The sequence below is a fragment of the Paenibacillus xerothermodurans genome (genome assembly GCF_002220865.2).
GTDB lineage: Bacteria > Bacillota > Bacilli > Paenibacillales > NBRC-103111 > Paenibacillus_S > Paenibacillus_S xerothermodurans.
In genome coordinates this window covers 12,610-31,150 of the sequence record NZ_NHRJ02000012.1, presented here as the reverse complement: position 1 = coordinate 31,150, position 18,541 = coordinate 12,610, and the positions used below count along the sequence as shown (strand labels likewise).

At 51.3% G+C, this 18,541-nt stretch carries 11 protein-coding genes, 1 pseudogene and 1 riboswitch; of the genes and pseudogenes, 5 read left to right on the top strand and 7 right to left on the bottom strand.

Features of this window, described 5'->3' with window-relative positions; translation table 11 throughout:
• The first annotated feature begins 16 nt into the window (after window positions 1-16).
• Window positions 17-1,035, top strand: a pseudogene (locus tag CBW46_RS16045) (TRAP transporter substrate-binding protein).
• Window positions 1,036-1,267: 232 nt separating this feature from the next.
• The gene (locus tag CBW46_RS16040; protein ID WP_089201015.1) at window positions 1,268-2,962 is read left to right on the top strand and encodes a right-handed parallel beta-helix repeat-containing protein; all 1,695 of its coding nucleotides are present in this window, start codon (window positions 1,268-1,270) and stop codon (window positions 2,960-2,962) included.
• Between the two features lie 86 nt (window positions 2,963-3,048).
• On the opposite strand, the gene CBW46_RS16035 is transcribed toward CBW46_RS16040, so the two are convergent.
• Both CBW46_RS16035 and CBW46_RS16030 read right to left on the bottom strand, forming a co-directional pair.
• Window positions 3,049-6,690: a bifunctional 2',3'-cyclic-nucleotide 2'-phosphodiesterase/3'-nucleotidase gene (locus CBW46_RS16035; protein ID WP_089201014.1), complete on the bottom strand. Its 3,642-nt coding sequence runs from the start codon at window positions 6,688-6,690 to the stop codon at window positions 3,049-3,051.
• Window positions 6,691-6,838: 148 nt separating this feature from the next.
• A complete protein-coding gene (locus CBW46_RS16030; protein WP_089201013.1) occupies window positions 6,839-8,503 on the bottom strand; it encodes an ATP-binding protein in 1,665 nt (554 codons plus the stop codon).
• Between the two features lie 253 nt (window positions 8,504-8,756).
• On the opposite strand from CBW46_RS16030, the gene CBW46_RS16025 reads away from it, so the two are divergent.
• Together CBW46_RS16025 and CBW46_RS16020 are read left to right on the top strand one after the other, a co-directional pair.
• Entirely contained in the window at window positions 8,757-9,497 is a 741-nt protein-coding gene (locus tag CBW46_RS16025; protein WP_089201012.1) for a uracil-DNA glycosylase family protein, read from the top strand.
• A gap of 83 nt (window positions 9,498-9,580) precedes the next feature.
• On the top strand, window positions 9,581-10,024 hold the full coding sequence (locus CBW46_RS16020; RefSeq protein ID WP_089201011.1) for an ASCH domain-containing protein: 444 nt from the start codon (window positions 9,581-9,583) through the stop codon (window positions 10,022-10,024).
• A gap of 110 nt (window positions 10,025-10,134) precedes the next feature.
• Here the strand turns inward: CBW46_RS16020 and CBW46_RS16015 are convergent, their stop codons facing one another.
• The 5 genes from CBW46_RS16015 to CBW46_RS15990 form a co-directional block, all read right to left on the bottom strand.
• Window positions 10,135-11,301: a mandelate racemase/muconate lactonizing enzyme family protein gene (locus CBW46_RS16015; RefSeq protein WP_089201010.1), complete on the bottom strand. Its 1,167-nt coding sequence runs from the start codon at window positions 11,299-11,301 to the stop codon at window positions 10,135-10,137.
• Window positions 11,302-11,561: 260 nt separating this feature from the next.
• The gene (locus tag CBW46_RS16005; protein ID WP_089201009.1) at window positions 11,562-12,857 is read right to left on the bottom strand and encodes an Nramp family divalent metal transporter; all 1,296 of its coding nucleotides are present in this window, start codon (window positions 12,855-12,857) and stop codon (window positions 11,562-11,564) included.
• 513 nt (window positions 12,858-13,370) lie between these two features.
• Window positions 13,371-14,492, bottom strand: a complete 1,122-nt coding sequence (locus CBW46_RS16000; protein WP_089201008.1) for a glycoside hydrolase family 172 protein — start codon at window positions 14,490-14,492, stop codon at window positions 13,371-13,373.
• A 529-nt stretch (window positions 14,493-15,021) separates the two neighbouring features.
• Window positions 15,022-16,320: an NCS2 family permease gene (locus CBW46_RS15995; protein ID WP_089201007.1), complete on the bottom strand. Its 1,299-nt coding sequence runs from the start codon at window positions 16,318-16,320 to the stop codon at window positions 15,022-15,024.
• Window positions 16,321-16,370: 50 nt separating this feature from the next.
• Window positions 16,371-16,470, bottom strand: a riboswitch (purine riboswitch).
• A gap of 308 nt (window positions 16,471-16,778) precedes the next feature.
• The gene (locus tag CBW46_RS15990; RefSeq protein ID WP_243633348.1) at window positions 16,779-17,792 is read right to left on the bottom strand and encodes an AI-2E family transporter; all 1,014 of its coding nucleotides are present in this window, start codon (window positions 17,790-17,792) and stop codon (window positions 16,779-16,781) included.
• A gap of 365 nt (window positions 17,793-18,157) precedes the next feature.
• On the opposite strand from CBW46_RS15990, the gene CBW46_RS15985 reads away from it, so the two are divergent.
• Complete coding sequence (locus CBW46_RS15985) at window positions 18,158-18,472, top strand: hypothetical protein (protein ID WP_089201006.1); 315 nt, start codon at window positions 18,158-18,160, stop codon at window positions 18,470-18,472.
• Window positions 18,473-18,541: the final 69 nt, after the last annotated feature.

Below are 18,541 nucleotides of genomic sequence, written 5' to 3'. Positions count from 1 at the left end.
ACGAAGGAGAATCAACATGACCAAAAGCGGTAAATTCATCTGTTTGCTCATCGGTGCCATCGCTGCCGCGTCCGCCCTAGCCAGTTGCAGCACGGGTGATAAAGCTGCTCCAACAGCCGGAGGCACGGCAGCGGAGGCCAAGAAGTACACGTTCCGGTTAGCAGAGACGCAGCCCCCGGATTATCCGACAACGATCGGCGATAAAGAGTTCGCCGAGCTGGTGGGAGAACGCACGCAAGGCCGGATCAAGATCGATGTCTATCCGTCCGCGCAGCTGGGAGAGGAAAAAGCAGTGCTGGAGCAAGTCCAGCTCGGCGCAATCGAATTCACGCGAGTCAGCACAGGTCCTGTGGCGGAGTTTAACAAGGCGTTTGGCGTGTTCAGTTTGCCGTACATTTTCGAAAGCGACGCGCACATGTGGAAATTTCTCGAAGGCAGCGCCGGAAAGAAGCTGTTGGATGACTTAAGCTCTGCCAAAATGCGGGGGCTCAGCTATTATACCGCCGGTGCGCGCAGCTTCTATTCCAGAAAGCCGCTCAACAGCATCGACGATCTCAAAGGCCAGAAAATCCGCGTCATCCAAAACAAAATCAATGTCGATCTAGTGGGTGCCCTGGGTGCGAGCGCCACACCGATGCCGAATGGTGAAACCTTCAGTGCTATCCAAACGGGTGTCATCGATGCCGCGGAAAATCAATGGTCGCGATGAACCACTTCGAAGTGGCGAAACACGTTATTTTAGATAAACATCAACGTCTGCCGGAAATTTTGCTGGTGAGTGAAGCGGTTTGGAGCAAGCTATCGGACGAAGACCGGAAAATTATTAAACAGGCTGCTCTCGACTCAGTCAGCAAACAGCGTGAGGCGTGGGAGCAGTATGAAAAAGAGGCCGAAGCCAAGGTGCGGGCTGCAGGCACTACGATCACAGAGGTATCCGACCTAAAGCCATGGCAAGAGGCAGTGAAACCTGTGATCGACCAGTACCGGGGAGATTTCAAAGAGCTGCTTGAGGAGATCGAAAACGCCAAGGAGTAACACGCGTTGCGTGAGGTCCACTTGAACTTGGGGCGATGCAGGCGAATGTGCACGTGGTGAACTAGCTAACATGGAGATGAAGAGCCATGGCATCTGTGTATTGGTCTCAAAATCTGGTTAACATTAAGCACTGCATCAACCCGGTCAGCGACCTCTTCCGATGAATATGGTAATCATGCAAGGTTTCTAGTTTCTTCATAGTTACCAGAAGCTTAGACGGAGGTGGGCTTACTTGGCTACTACCTGGTTTGTGCCGACTGATTTTCCTACAATCAATTCGGCTTTGGCTGATCCTGCCGTCGTCGATTATGATACCATTCGTGTCGGACCCGGGGTATATAACAATGCGACAGAAGGCGGCCCCATCGTCATCACTAAACTCGTACAATTGCTCGGCGCACAAGCGGGGGTTGACGCCCGGTTGCGTTCGGCAGTACCGGGCACGGAGTCGATCATTGAGATTATGAGTGGTTCCGGCAGCATTCAAGTGAATCGGGAAAATGTTGTTGTCGATGGGTTTACCATCCGAAACAACCCCGTCGGGGTTGGAATTAACACCTCACCGCTATTCTCGGGATACTGGATATTCAATAACATCATCCAAAATAACGCCGGCGGTATATACTTGAACTCAAATACCAGCACACCGGACACAACATTTTCGCAGGTGAAATTTAATCTCCTTCAGGCGAACAATCAAGCCGGAGGCGGCGCTGGAGGAAATGGCATTTACACGGATATGGGCACCCAAAATCTTTACATTGAAAGTAACAGATTCGAAGTACACACGCCGGCCGCGTCTATTAATTTTGCCGCAGGCTCCAACGCACCGCCAGCGGCGCCACCGCCGCCACCCCAACGGAATATCGTCATCGCAAACAACCAAATGGTGAACGATAACTCAATCGCGCTGACTTTCACAACCAATATGAAAATCACGGAGAACATGATGAATAACACGCAGGGCACGGCGATCTTCATTGCCGGAGGTACAACGCTAACGGAGATTGAAGGCAACAGAATTACAAATAGCACCGGCAACGGGATCTCTGTGAATACCGTATTTACGACCACTCCGGTGCCTAACGCTGCCATTCGGGCTAAAAATAACAGTATTGCGGGAAACGCAGGCGCAGGACTGTTAGTTGATGCGGGTGCGTACAACCCCACGCCACGCAGATTGGACGCCACCAACAACTGGTGGGGCAGTCCCTCTGGACCGGGTCCGATCGGGACAGGGGATGAGGTTGTGGACCCGGACGGTGTGGTTGAATTTGTCCCATTCCTTAGCAGCGATCCGGTTCCCCCGCCGCCACCGGAACCGGTGATTGTACCGTCCGTGCCAAGGCAGGCCAGTACATCAACAACTACCTTTGCAGCAGCCTCAAAGACAGCTGCGGTTCTCGCGGCAATGTCCGGCACGGGGACGCTTGCTCAGGACATTGGTAACGTTAATGCGGTATGGCCGGAAATCCATGATTATGAAGCACCCAACAATGCCACGCTCTTTGGCTCTCCTCAGATTGTATGGGCGGATTTGAGTTTGGATCCGGGAGAGCTGAGCTATTTTGCCCAGGCATTTGCGGCTCCTAGTATTGACAGTCACGTAGTGGCCGCGACAGTCTTCGCCGACAACGCCCACAGACTATATATCGAAGAATATGACGCCGCCGGAACGCTTATTCAATCTATCACACCTCCCGGCGGATTAAATGACGGCAGCATGGTGCCAGGCAGCAGCCTCACCACAGATGCTGCGCCGCCATATAACTGGCAGCGGCTGCGGCAGTATACCAAGGTGTTCAATCCGGTCCAAGCGGGGAGTTCAATCGTCATCACAGTGGAAGCTCTGAACTATGTCACCAGCGGTCCTATCAATCCCGCCGGAGTATCTTTCGTCGCAGATTTTCTGAGAGTGAGCGGGTAGCAGTGAAAAGCAAATCCCCTGCACGCAGACAACAATTAGTTCTCGGCGTGCAGGGGATTTTTTGGTTCAGGCGTCGAAGCACGTTGCTATGCTGCAGCCGGCGCAGCAGCCGGCGCAGGAACCGGCGCTGCCACCGGCGCCGCTACCTTCTGAATTCGGCCTTCCGGCTGATATTCAAAAGGCTTAGGAAGTGATCTCACGTAATCCACAGTTGCCGTCAAATCTTCGGAACCGACCTCGATGTCGGTGCCCAGTTCACCTATGGCGTACTTTTGGTTGCCCGTCATATAATTATTGACTACGACTGTATACTCCTGTTCCTTATCGATCCTGCTTCCATCCGGCAAAAAGATGTCAACCACTTTGCCTGCTTTTGTGGCATCGTCATACGTGTAAGTGTATTTGAAGCCCGCCACATGGAAATCCAGCCCTCCGGTGATCTGGTTGTTCAGCACCGTCTCCAGATCGGCACCGCTCAGCTTCACTTTGTTCAGCACATTGCCAAACGGCTGTACAGCGAATAAGTCTCCGTATGTGATGCTGCCGGCGGGCAGATCCGCACGAACGCCGCCGCCGTTCATGAGCGCGAAGTCAGCACCCATAGCGGCTTTCATGCCATCAGCGATCAAATTGCCAAGCGCGACGTCACCGAACTCCCCTGCTATGGACGGATAGCCCTTCTTGAGCGGTGAGGTGGATGCACCTACGACCTCCGCCTTGATAGGTGCCACCAGATCCTGATACTTTTTCATGACCGCAGCTACGGCTGGATCGGGAGTATGATTTTTTTGATACACAGTTACGATTTCCGCATCCTTCTTCACGATTTCGCCTGTAACCGGATCGAGTTCCAGATCCACATCTGAGAACGCGGAACCGTATGAGTAGGCTTGCACAATCAGCTTGTTGTCAACTTCTTTATCCACTTTGACATGGTTATGGGCTGCAAAAATCACGTCGACCTCGTCATCCACTCGCTGCGCGATATCGGCAGCATCGTTCGACTCGGTCTTCCCCGATTGTGTAGCCGGATTATGGGCGAGAACAACAATCGCCTCGACTCCCTGGCTTTTCAGTTCTGAGGCGTATCTGTTGATTGCCTCTACTTCATCCCTGATTTGCAGCGTTTCATTTCCTTTTCTCACGATCATGTTCGGCGTCTCTTGAGTGACCACCCCGATAAATCCGATCTTCTTGCCGCCCGCATCTTTCACTGCGTAGGGTTCAGTGATCAGCTCGCCTGTCGCAGTGTCATAAGCGTTAGCAGCAACCACGGGGAAATTCATACCGTCATAGCCTTGCGTGCCCTTAGGGTGCTGTCCGCCGTGCAGCATCCGCTTGAGTTCAGCAATACCTTCATCGAACTCATGATTGCCGAGCGTACCTACATCGAAGCCCATCGCCTCCATGACCTCCACAGTCGGTTCGTCTTGGAACAAAGCGGAGATCAAGGGGCTGCCACCGATCATGTCGCCGGCGTGCACCAGCAAGGTGTTCGGATTTTCCGCTTCACGCTGTTTCATCGCAGCGGCCGTATACTCCATGCTCCCCGCCAAGTCGGCGCCTAACTTCGTGTCCGTATCCAGCTGTCCGTGCAGATCGTTTAAGCCCAACAACTGCACTTTTACATTCGGATCTGGCTGGGGCTCCGGTTGCGGCTCTGGTTGAGGCTGCGGTCCCCCTGCCGTCCCGCCCATATTCAACTTGAAAATAGCGAATCCCTTGTCATCCATCTTCTCCGTATACGTGATCCTGCTGCCTTCAGCAATGTACGCCGCTGCTTTAGGCGATGTGGTAAACGTAACATTTACGTTCTGTTCGATCGGAGCGACAGACCAGTTGCGGTCAGCAGTGGGCACCACTTCCTTTACTTCAGAGATGTAATCCATCAGAATTTGGCGGTTTTCGTCTGCCGAATCAACTACCAGTTCGCTGCCTTTGACGCCGGGGAAATTACCGCCTCCGCCGGCACGGTAATTATTCGTCACCACTATAAAGTCTTGATTTGGATCGACTGGCTGATCCTGATAGGTCAAGTTCAATATCCGGCTGCTTTCCGCGTTGACCAACTTGCCCGCCGGATCGTATTTTGCGGGTTTGGTTACGTCGATTTGGTATTTCACTCCGTCAATGACATCGAAGTTATACACCTGAAAATCCGGATTCAATAATGGCTGTTCCTGGCTCTGGTTCACATCGATCTGATTAAACTTGCCCGCGGACATCTCCAGCCATTCTTTCACAACGGAGCCTTTCACCTTCACCGCTTTTAACGTATTGTCGTAGAGATATAAATCCCCCGCGCTGCGAATCGTCAAGTCACCTTTTTTGATTTCCGTGTATTCATCCACCCCGTTCCGTCCTGCCTTGAAAGGGGCGCCGACAGAGAGGATCGGCAGATCTTTGTATTCCGGCTTATTGGCTGCTAAATATTGTTCTACATACCATTTCTGTGCGTTAGTCACCACTTGAATGGCCGGGTCATCCTGCACCAACGCAAAATAACTGTGAATATCATCAGTTGTTGTGCCAATGGGCGTGTTGACGTAGGCGACGGTTCCATCATGTTCGGCTTTTACGGCCTCAACGATCGCTGGATCAGGCTCGACTGTGCTGATGTTTTTTTTAGCGTCCAGCGGATGGGTCGTCCATGTCTCGCGTGTCGAGGATTGCGAGTCGGTAACGCGCCAGTTCCATAGACTTTTTTCAAGAGTCAAATCAATCAGGCCTAACGAGCCGCCGCCATATCCTGCCTGTACTGCCGCCACCCCGTTGATCGTGCCTTTTGCATTGTCTACGCCAGGCAAGGGCTTCTTGTCGGGGCCTAAAAATAATCCATCGAGGGCCCCCTCACTCTTGGCGGGAAATACTTTGTGGGTATGTGAGAAGGTGATCGCGTCAATACCCCACACCTTGCTCAGTTGATACACTGTGTCTTCCGTGCTCTCATCGCTGGCGCTGAAGCCGGAGTGGGCCATCGCGATGATGATATCCGCACCTTTCAGCTTCATTTCGGGAATGAATCGTTTTGCTGTGGACACGATGTTTTTGGTAATGACTTTGCCGTCCAAATGCGCCTTGTCCCACTCATTAATCTGTGGCGGCACAAAGCCAATGAACCCAACTTTGATGTGTTGCGTACGGCCGTTTTCGTCTACCACTTTTTTGTTCACGATCTTGTATGGGGTATACTTGGTGCGGTCGTTCCAAGGATTTTTGTCTTGATCATCTACATATACGTTCGCATTGATAAATGGGAATTTCGCATCATCATACACTTCATCCAGAAAATCCAAACCATAGTTGAATTCGTGGTTGCCCAGAGTGGCCATGTCATATCCCATGAGATTCATCGCCTGAATCGCAGGATGCACTTCCCCTTCCTGCAGCGGATCGATCTTCGCTTTGTATGTGCCGAGAGGGGTGCCTTGGATTAAATCGCCGTTGTCGACCAGCACACTGTTGGCGGCCTCGCTGCGCGCCTGCTTGACGAGTGAGGCGGTCTTGGATAATCCGAGCTTTTCAGCGGGCTGGTTCTTATAGTAGTCATAGTTCAAAAGATTTGAATGGATGTCGGTGGTTTCCATAATACGAAGCTTTACTTCGGAAGAGCCGAACTTCCCTTTTGCTGAAACCGGGTTCGACAGCACAGGCGCGGACAGCAGGCTGATAACAACTGCCGCAGATAAAATCTTGTTTAGCGAGGAGAGTTTGATCCGGTTGTTCATGTAAGCATCACCCTTCTACAAATTGTTCACACGCCATTTATCGGCGATGAGCCTGACAATATTCCCGCAGTCGATCGTAACAAAGCTGCATTAAGCCGGTGTATTGTGCACGTAAAGGCAGTGTAAACTTTGGATGCGCTGCGTAAGCTCAGGAACTGAGAATCGCCGCGGAATGTACAACAGGCAGCCGCACCTCCACGGTCGTTCCGACACCTAACTCACTGTTGAATATCATACTGCCGTTGTGCTCTTGGACAATCTGCTTGCATATCGTGAGCCCCAGTCCGGTGCCCTTCTCTTTCAAGCTGTAGAAGGGTTGGCCCAGCTTTTCGATGCGCTCTTTCGGGATGCCCGGACCCTCGTCTCGGATTGAGACTATCATTGCACCCTCTTCTCCATGCTTGGTTGCTATCACAATCTCTCCGCCACCAGGCATCGCCTCTATCGCATTCTTCAGCAGATTGATAAAAACTTGCTTGAGACGGTTTTCCACGCACGACAACGGCGGGAGGCTGTTTGCCCATGCCCTGGTTAACACGATGCTGTGCAGTAAGCATTCAGGCTGCAGCAGGGTGATCACTTGCTCCAGCATAGCATTCACGTTCGTTTGTTTTATGTCTAGCACTTGCGGCTTCGCTAAATATAATAGCTCGCTGGTGATGGATTCGATCCGATTCAGTTCCTCATGCATGACTTCCAAATAGTAGCTGTCGGACGTGCCTTTGCGCATGAGCTGAACAAAGCCCTTCAGCGTCGTCAACGGATTCCGGATTTCATGAGCGATCCCGGCGGCCAGTTCGCCGACGACCGATAGCTTCTCCGCGTCCCGGATGATCTCCTCCGCCTGCTTTCTTTCCGTAACATCACGGCTGATGAGAATAACCTTCTCTGCGCGGCCTGAGTCTCCGGCAACAGGCATGTAATGTGATTCAATCCATACCCAGTGACCGTCGGCGTGACGATAACGGTACTCGATCCGGCCGGGCTTGTTCGCCTGCAGCGATTGCGTACGGCACTGAATCACTTGATCACGGTCGTCAGGATGTATCAAATCCACCAGGGTTCTCCCTATGTATTCCTCGGTACGCAAACCAATCAGCGGGAGAAAGGACGGGGAAAGATATAATGCATTCCCGTTGACATCAAACACTCCGATCAAATCGGACGAATGCTCTGCGATCAGACGATAATTGGCTTCGCTCTGCTGCAGATATTCTTTGGACTGGCGCAGTTCTTCCACCACCTCGTAGGAATTCCACAATGATTCAATAAAATGATAGGACAACACACAGCCGAGTATGAATGCGCCGGCGAAATGCAGCAGATCCGTGTCAAAAAAGCTCGAATAATCGCCCCGCAGCCACAAAAATATATAAATTTCAACCGCTGCCGCCGCGGCGATCAGGTTCCACTGCCGGGGTCGTGGCATTTGCGATCTCATAACGATGCTTGCGATTGCGACCGTACTCATTAGACTCATGATGAAAATAGATACCGAAAGTAAGGTATTCCCATCACTTAAAATCACGCGGTATACAATTAGCAGCAAACTGGCGATCACCGTTGGAATCCATCCACCGTAAAACAGGGCGAGCAGAATGACAATTTGGCGCAGATCCGCCGTATCACCCTTTACCGCTTCATGCACATACATCAAGCAAACGCCGATTAACCCGTAAAAAAAACCCATCAATAGTTTGATCGACGTAGGAGACTGACGATTTAATGGCTGCTTGCGGTTGAGAACATATCGTGAGATGAGAAATAGCAATGATAGAAGCAGGCTGATGTAGATGATTAGCTCGAAAAGCATCCATGTATCCCCCTGGAGTTGTTACACAAATTATACACGATATCTACGTTCATTCGCGAAAAAAAACCAAAAAAGGAAAAAAACTGTCGCCTCTTATCGGTTCCCCCAGTTCCCTTTCCGGCAATACAACCGCGATCACCCGTGTATTCGGGATGCGTTGTTGCCGGTGCCACAATCGCGCTTCGAGCATGTGTATTTCAACGTTGATTTTTGCCTATTATAGTTCCATATACGATGCAAGGAAGGATCACTTATGCGCGCCACAAACCTCTTCCTGCAATACGCGCCGGCGATCATGGAACTACCCGTCGGACAGCCGTATACCAAGGAACAATTACTCACCGAGCAATTTCTCCTGCGCCGCGAAGGCACGATCGAGATGTATTACGCTCCCCATAATGAGTATGTGAATTCGGACGCGAAGGTCGTGCTGATCGGAATTACACCGGGCTGGCATGAGATGGAGCTCGCATATCGCACAGCGAGAGCCGGGCTGGAAGAGGGACTTGCTTTAGACGAGATCGGTAAGCGGGTAAAAATGGCCTCACAGTTCGTCGGACCGACAAGGGCCAACATTGTGACCATGCTTAACAAGCTCGGCTTGCATGCCCGGCTCGGTATCTGCGATTGTGCAGAATTGTTCGACGATGCCGATCATCTTTTGTATTCAACAGCCATTCTGGGATACCCCGTTTTCGTGTCGGGCAGGAACTACAACGGCCATAGTCCGGCGCTGCAGGCCGTCCCTTTTTTGAAGAATTGGGCGGTGGCGGAGATGACTGATGAACTCACGCAGATCAAGCACCCGCTGCTCATCCCACTGGGCAGGGCGGTGCAGGATATACTGCGCCTGCTGGCAGCGGCAGGAGTGATCCAAGAGCGCCGATGCCTGTGGGGATTCCCGCATCCGTCGGGTGCCAACGGACATCGGCATAGACAGTTCGAGGAAGCGTTCGGCGAGATGCGCCGGACGATTGCAGAGTTATCTTGGTGATTGTGTGACATATTATGGATGCTGGTGATGTATGCGACTGCCGGTTAGCAGGCACTACTTTTGATAGGGGGAGGCACTGTGCAATGAAAGCGATATCGATCAGACAGCCCTGGGCAACACTGGTCGCTCTGGGTGAAAAGCAATACGAAACCAGGTCGTGGCGCACGAAGTATAGGGGCCAACTGGGTATCCACTCCAGCCAAACTATGGACAAAGCCGTGTGTAAATACGAACCGGTCCGTTCTCTGCTGGCGAAGCATGGCTACACCGCGCAAAATTTGCCCACCGGATTCGTCATCGCCACCTGTCGGCTTGTCGATTGCAATAAGGTGATCGACAACCACGGCACGTCAGCCACATTGGACGACGGGAGTGTCGTGAGCGGTAATGAATTTATGTTGGGCAACTTTGGCGTCGGCCGCTTTGCTTGGAGGGTACGGGATGTCGAGATGTTGGAGCAGTTCATACCCGCAAAAGGCAAGCTGGGCCTATGGGAGCTGGGAGAGATCTCCGACTACAAATTGTAAAGTGAAGCCGGTCACAGATTGGTGCATCAAAGCAGGTAATTGTCGGCATACAATAGAAAGAACCTTCGCCGCGGAACGGTGAAGGCTTGTCCCCGATACCACGGCGCTCCTTAATCCAACGGCTTGAGCTCCAAAGCCCAGTGGAGGTCCATCCCAAATCCGGGCGCTGATGGAATATGCAGCAGTCCGTCCTGCAGGCGGTAACCGCTGAAATCGACACCTTCAGTTTCGTCCGGTACGCCTTCGATGGTCAGCACACCCGCTGTACCCGCGGCGAACTGAGCCGTGTAATGGGTTTTCAGCTTCAATCCCCAATTGTGCGGAGAAATTTGTACACCGGAATCGATCACCCGCGGCATGAGCCGGCGCCATTCGGTGAATCCGTAATAATCGATATCCATCAGCAGCACATCAACCAGTCGTTCCCCGGCCAGTGCAAACAGCTGCTGCACATCAGGTCTGGCTTCTCCATCGGCAATTTTGGTGCTAGGACTTCTTTTTGTTATCTGTTCCTTCAATCGCAGCAAATCCTCGCGGTTCTCTCTAAAAGGCTCCTCGATCCAATACAAACCGCAGTCCGCCACCGCGTTGAAGTACCGTAGAAAATCGTCAACGGAGTAACCGTCGTTGGCGTCCACCAAGATATCACAATCCGGGAAATGCTTGCGGATTGCGGTGGTCACCTCAATATCCCGCCGTATCCCCTCCTCCAGCGGCATCCACATGTTGCCGCGACCTATTTTCACCTTGAACGCTCGATAACCCATATCGTAATCTTGTTGGCAGTCATCCAGGATAATGCCCACGCCCCGATCCACCTGGCCAGGACTGATATCATTCATATAAATGGCACCATCGTAGCATGGAACGGATAACTGTCCGCCACTGCCCATCATTTCATACACTGGAACGCCGAGCACTCTCCCTGCCAGATCGTGCAGTGCGAAATCCAGCGCTATTGCCTCGTCAGCGATAACCCCAACCGCAGGGTCAAACAGCTCAGCCAACGCTTTCCCGATCAAATGATCCGTGGCCGGGAAAGTGGTACCTTTTATAATATGCACCCCGCCCGGCATGCGGTGGCGATGCATCCCCCATCCGACAGCTCCCTGGCTGGTCGTGACTTCGTAGATCATAAACTCGCTCCCGTAGGCGTGTTCCGGAAGCCTCGCGTTTTTACCATATAATCGCGGATACCGGTTGCGTAACCTTTTCAGGCGAATCTCCGTGATAATGTGTCTGGCAAGTTCCTCATTGCATTGCTGTGCATTCGGCATGATTTTGTTCCCCTCCCACTTAGTTATCCCTTTAACCCCGTCATCGCTATGCCTTGAATAAAATACTTCTGCCCCAGGAGAAACGCCAGTACGGCTGGTGACAAAACTACGTTTTTAACATGCAGATGCTTCCCCCCTAACACTTACCAGATGCAACGCTTGTGTTTATAAACCAGAACGCACACTGATGAGAGAAAAAGGCACACTGTGCGCTCTCCGCGGTCGTATGCCTTCTCTTTGCTTGCGCTATGCAGGCAGTCTTAACTAAAAAATCCAATCAGAAGCTCGTAAGCGGACCAAATGGTTAAGATGGTCGTCAGCGCCAGAACTGCATTCTCAAACCAGTTGTTTGTGTAGCTGCCCAAGTAACTCCTTTTATTCGAAATGATTAACAACCCGATCGCAATCGCGGGTAAACCCACCACGTTCAACGCGTTCACGAAAATTGTCAGCGCGACGAAGCCGGTCGCTCCCGGTATCGACCAAATGATCGGGGTAACCAACAGCAGTAAGCTGAACCACTTGAAAATTTTATCATCTTCTATCTTATGATTCTTATCGAAGCTCAGATCCTTTATTTTGTAAATGCAGTCTGTGATGACTTTTGCGTAGCCGTTAGCGGTACCGATGACGGTGCTGTACAGGATGCCGAACACCCCTAGATAGAACACCCACGCACCGAATGCGCCAAGATGAATAGATAATGCCTTGGATATATCGTCGATCGTCTCCACCTGAATGCCGTTGGGCCGCAGTATTTCCGCACCGACCACCCAAACCGAAAGGTTAATAACAATAGCTACGGAAAAACTGAAAAGCAAGTCATTCCGTTGAATCCTTTTATGGGATGGAGTCACCCATCCTTTATCCTGCAAGAAATAAGGGTAGATCAGATTCGTCATAGAACCGGCCACCGCTCCAACCAGTGAGATGCCGACCAACAATGTACCGTACGCCCCTGTGTTCTCCGGCATGCCGAAACCAATGGTGCCGATCAGCATTGCCCCGACATCGGGAACGGAATAGACCGCCAATCCGAGGAATGACAATGTCAGTACGGCGAGCAGCACTTTCATCACGATCTCAAGCTTGTTGTATACATCACGCCCGAGAATGAAAAAGCTGACCAGCAGTACAACAACAGACCAAAGGAAAGGAGACCCAAAGTTAAACATTACACTTAACGTTTCACCGGATCCCTTGATCATCACTGCGACAATGAGATGCCCGCAAACAAACGCCGCAACCGCGAAAAAGTAAGGAAATACCTTGTGTATTTTGGCATATCCTTGTAAAATCGTCATGCCGCTGGTGTTGAAAAGCTGGAATCGGGCCATGACGTTTACGATTACGTAGCGTATCAGCAAAGACCCGGCAAGCAGCCACATTAGGCTGTAGCCGTAGTTGGCCCCGGACACTGACGAGGTGATGAGATCACCAGCGCCCATCATCGTCAGCACCAGCACGATGCCTGGGCCATAAAGTCGCATCGCGGTAATCATTTTTTGCAGAAGGGACCCTGTATTGTCGATTTGAGCCTGTTTTTGCGTTTCCATCGCCAATACCTCCTCAATTGTGTGGTTAGCGTTGTGCCAATGGCATGTTTGGCCAGATGCTTCAACAGCGGTGTGGAACAGTGCGCTACCGCCAGCCAGTCAGGTGCATCATCTATTCGCAGAGATTTTGATATGCAGCTTCATGTTATGCTCAGCGCTTGTAGCCCCCTTCCATGCCCGCGATAGGAAGCGCTTACAAAAACTCCCGAAAACTGGCTGCGACACTTGCTTCGCCGCCTCCACCCAACCCAGAGTCATGCTGCCGGACGCGTCCATCTGCTTTTATTATATTTGTCAGACTGGTCTGACAGAACTGATTGCCTGTTGCGACGTTACCCCTTCGCCTCCCTTCCGCCGTTACGGCAGAGGGAGCGAGGGAGTGGTGTTGCGAGGAGACGGAATGGTGGGATGCCCATGTCCATTCCCTTCTCCCACAGCTAATCATGCCCCAAGCAGAGCTGCTATTGTCTCAAACCTGGCGGTTCCAGCGTTGTCAGGTGATCTCTCTCCTCTTTATATGATCTCCAAACCATCTCGATCTGGCAGCGGCGGGAAAGGCGCGGCCGGCGCCACCTGATACCAATACGCAACGCTGGCGATGTCATCCTGACGCGCCAGGTATCGCCGGTCAGGGCCTTTTTCGCTTCGCCAGCCCAAATCCTGAATCGTTACCTTGAAATCCTGCTCGAACCGGATCGGATCCATTACATGCCACCGATACATGGCGAAGCGCTGTTGGGAAATATAATGCCCGTCCGGCTGTATCACTTGGTGCATGCCAAGAAACGGTGTGGTGTATGTAGTATATTTGCCTTCGACATCCCAGTCGTACGCACCACCGAAATAATCTTCGGTCCCTGTGCCGCAAATCGTTGGATAATCGGTATCCCCATCCATGAAAAACTTGATTTCCCCCTCACCCCACCAGTTGTTTGCCCCGTTCAAGCCGACAACCAGCGCCGTGCCTACATAATGACCTCTGCCTTTCACTCCATCCACAATGACATGGTCCTGCAAATGCGGCAGCGGATTGGACCTCCGGAATTGGGCGTGGAAATAAGCCGCATTGTGAGGCACATCGGTTAAGGTGTAGTTGATCTGGTAGTAGCAAATCCGTTCCTTCGCGGGATGCAGATTTTCCAGTGTAATGCGGCAGTGCTTCCTAAACGGCATGACCCAGAAGCAGTTGAGCCCCTTGTTTGGATTCACGGCGACCGGCAGGGAGCTGATTTGACCGTGCGGCCCGCCAAAATGGCTGAGTTCACTGGATTGCATCCAACCGCTGGCGAAGAAGTCCGCCAAAGGACATTCCACCGCTGGATTTTCGTTGCCGTCCCAGTACATGCGAAGTATAAAATCACGGCCCACATAACCGGTGATCCACATGCTTTGCACCGCCCCCGGCCCCTGGATGTCGGCAAGTGTGAACACCTCACCCGGCTTGATGCTCACACTGGGCGAAACTTTCCATCCGACACCTAGATCGCGTGCACAATGCGCGCCGGTGCCTTCCGCAGCCATGCCGCCTTTTCCCTTGTCCCCGTTGAAGTTCTCTGCGCTAATCGAGCGGGTTTTAGCATTGGACAAGAGAGACAAGTTCCCCAAGTTCATTTCCAATCCGTTAAACTCAGCCATGCGTGTCTACCTCCCATGTTTTTCAATTTTGAATGGACTTGCTTACTAAATCTGCATCCCGGCGGCAACAGCCGCAGTCACCATCTACATACCAAATGACATGTATACGAGAATCTGGGACAAATTAGTATCCATGGGCTGTATTTTTTGCATCGTCACGGACCACGGAATGACAGAGGTTTAACGGGAACATCGGGGGATATAAAAAAAGCTTGGCCATTGGCCAAGCTTGCGTCGTCAGAGATCGCCGTTCGGGAGATACACGTTGTCTAGCGGCTGGACAAAAGACCAAACCGCAGACGGCAGCTCATCCGGTTCACAACGGAAATGGGTATGGGGTGGAAAAGCACCAGTGGTCGCCTTTGCAATCTTATTCCCACTACTGACATATAAAGATTAAGGAATAAGATTGCAACAGCGATTGGAGCCCCATAGCTATTTCCCTTCCCTCCATAACGTTGCCACAAAGCTATTTTTTTAGGCAGTGGCCCTTGCCTCCCCTGCACTCACCTGTGCCGTCCGGCCAGCCTTAGTGACTAAAGAACACAATCTGAACAAAGAACAGCACCGCAAACACATAAAAAATAGGATGCACATCTTTCCTCTTACCGCGAACTAACTTCAAGATCGGATATACGATGAATCCGATGCCAATGCCCGTCGCGATACTATATGTCAGCGGCATAAGCACCACGATCAGAAATGCGGGAAAAGCCTCTTCAAGATCCTGCCAATCAATCTTGCGCAGCACATTCATCATGAGAAAACCAACTATAATGAGTGCAGGCGCTGTGATCGCCGGAATATTCGCAAGCACAGCCACCGTCGGTGAGAAAAACAGCGTCAAGCTCAGCAGCACGGCTGTAGTTACTGCGGTCAGACCGGTCCGTCCGCCCTCGGCTACACCTGCGCTCGACTCGATATACGCGGATGTCGGGCTTGTGCCTAGAGCAGCGCCAACCGTGGTCCCAACCGCGTCTGCCATAAGCGCTCCGCGTGCACGCTGGAATTTATTATCTTTCAATAGTCCTGCCTGCTCGGCTACCCCGAGCATCGTTCCCGTCGTATCGAACAACGTGATGAGTAAAAACGTGAACACAACCGCATACAAACCATTCGTGAAGACGCCGCCAATATCTAACTGCAACGCAGTGGTGGAAAGACCACCGGGCAGCGCCACGAAGCTGTCTGGAAAATGAAGCATACCCGCACACCACGCAATAACGGCGGTAATAAGCATTCCGACAAACAGAAAGCCCCTTACCTGATAGGCCATCAGAATAAGAGAAATCGCCAGGCCGACAATCGTCAGCAGGGTCATTGGTTCCCGCAAATTGCCGAGCGTCAGCAGCGTAGCCGGAGAATCCACGATAATCTTTGCATTTTGCAGCCCGATAAACGTGATAAACAGTCCGATCCCCGCGGTTATGGCGTGTTTCAAACTCGTAGGAATCGCATCCAACAGCATGTAGCGGAATGACGTGAGAGACAACAGCACAAACAGCACTCCCGCCACAAATACCGCGCCGAGCGCTGTCTGCCATGAAACGCCGCTTCCGCCCACCACACTAAAAGCAAAGAAAGCGTTCAACCCCATTCCAGGCGCCAGAACAATAGGATAATTGGAAAATAGACCCATGATCAGCGTAGCCAATATGCTTGCCAGAACAGTTGCAATGAACACGCCTTGAAAATCCATCCCCGCTTGGCTCAGAATCCCGGGATTCACAATTACGATGTAAACCATGGTCAAAAATGTGGTAACCCCAGCCATGATTTCCGTCGAAACCGATGTGCCCCGTTCTTTCAGTTTAAAAAAGCTGTCCATTCATCCTCGCCTCCAAATAAAAATATCCTAACCGCGAACATAGGACACAGCTACACTTATCCTATATTCGTAGTTAGGATTCTTTGGCTCCTTGTAGAGACCCTCAAACCATGTTATTGAGGATATACGAATTTCGCATTGCACGGTATTCAATTAAAATCCTCCACTAGATTACTCCAGCGGATGCGCGGTGTCAATGGTTTTTGAGCGTTTTTTCAGCTATTTTCCGAACTTTCATAATAATCGGCTATAAAATGTTCGGATTTATCTCAGTGAGACTTTACCCCGAGCGGCGGATTTGAGTGCGCGGTCTGAGTAAGAAGTCGCAGTACACCGCGCGACTGAGCACAAATGCGGCGCTTCGTGCCGTTTGCTTGGACAACATAAACAAGGCCAACCCTATAGGTTGACCTTGTCATTTGTAATTATGCCACTGCTTCCATATGCTGCATGCAATGCTATGGACTTGACCTGCTGACCAGCTTATTGTTGGCATCCGTCGTATCGACCTCAAGTACGTCCAACAAAAAGATGAAAATCGGAATTCCGACGATCAAACCCCACACCCCTAGATAATGCTCGGCAAAAATGAGGACCAGAAACGTGTAAAACATGGGTAGGTTCATTTTAGCGGACATCAGCTTCGGGTTTAAGAAGTACCCCTCCAGCACATGCAGCAGCGCGATCATGGCCAGCACATAGAGGACCATCGTGAAGCCGCCAATATTGTAGCCGATGATACACAGCGGTACCAACGACACCAGAAACCCTGCCACTGGCACCAGACTTAACAGAAAGATCATGATCGATAAAGCGAAAAGGTACGGAAAGCCGAGAATCCAAAGTCCAACCACGGTAAATACGGTGTTACATAAAGCAATAAGAAATTGCGCTTCAATGACTTTGCCGAAAGACTTAATGAATTTGGTGCCGAAGTAACGCAGCTCCTCGTAGAACCAGGAAAGCTTGCTCGCTTGCATCCTGGTGGTGAATGCGATAATTCTATTTTTCTCAAGAATAAAGACCAGACTCAGAACGATCGCCAGCACAAACGTGGTTCCCCAATTGCTGATGCGCAAAATGTATTCGAACCCTTGTTTTGCGTAATCCTGCAGATTCAAATCTTTCACCGTCCGGTATACATACCGGGAGAACTCATCCTTCGGCTCCGGCATGTGAGAAAGACCCACCAAAACATCTTTTAACTCTATGATTTGAAGAAAAACCTGCGGAAAATAATGAATGATGCCCATAGAGAACGTCGCCACCATAATCAAGTACAGCAGTACGATGATAACCTTACTGTTGATGACGATGTATCTGCTAATTTTGCTGGTGACGAATTTCTGAAGACTGTTCATGATGTACGCTATCAAAAAGGTTAACAGAACGAGATTCAACATGTCCCTGATGCTAAACAACAGCACGCAAAGCAGAGTGAGAATAAAAAAGCGACGTACCGTTAAATTCACGAATAATTTCCTGATGTTTGCCATCAAACCGTCTGCGTTCAAGTGCCCCACTACTTTCTTGTCCTTTCCTCTTAGTTTACACCAAAGAAAATGGTTACAGCAATGGCATTCGAAATGGATCATTCAGTAGAGCTGCCTTTTTCACTCGTACATGGTCACACGATGCGTTGGCTCGACACCATCCAGTGATGACAGGCCCTCGTCATGCGAGCGAAAAATAATGTCATATCGTGCAGAGCCGTAGCGGATGCGGTGGCTATGTGACCAGACATGAGCTTGTGAACATAACAACACGTCATGTGAGGTATAAAAAAGGTGTAACTGACCAAAAATAGCAGCAACTTGAGAAGAAAGAGGTGGCCGTCATGCCGGAAAAACAACTCAGACGTGAAAATATTCCTGTAATAGGGGATGCTGTGGTTACCCCAAATGCAGATGTCGGGGCCCGCAACTATGACTTGGAGTCAAACCCGGAAGTCGGCTCGCCGCCACTGGCTGCAGACACCACGCCGCCTAGGCAAACTGAAGATGAACACGGGCCCGCCAGCCGGATGGAGAACTACGCGGAGGCCACACTTCATCCCGGCGGCCTGTTCGACACAGGTGAGACCTCTGATCGAGCGGATGTGTTAAACCGGGGAGCGACATTGAACAGACCGGACAGTAACGCCGGCCGGTGACAATCCCGCGGGCGGGACGGCAACGCCGATCGATGACAGTCCCGCGGCCCGCATGACAACGCCGATCGG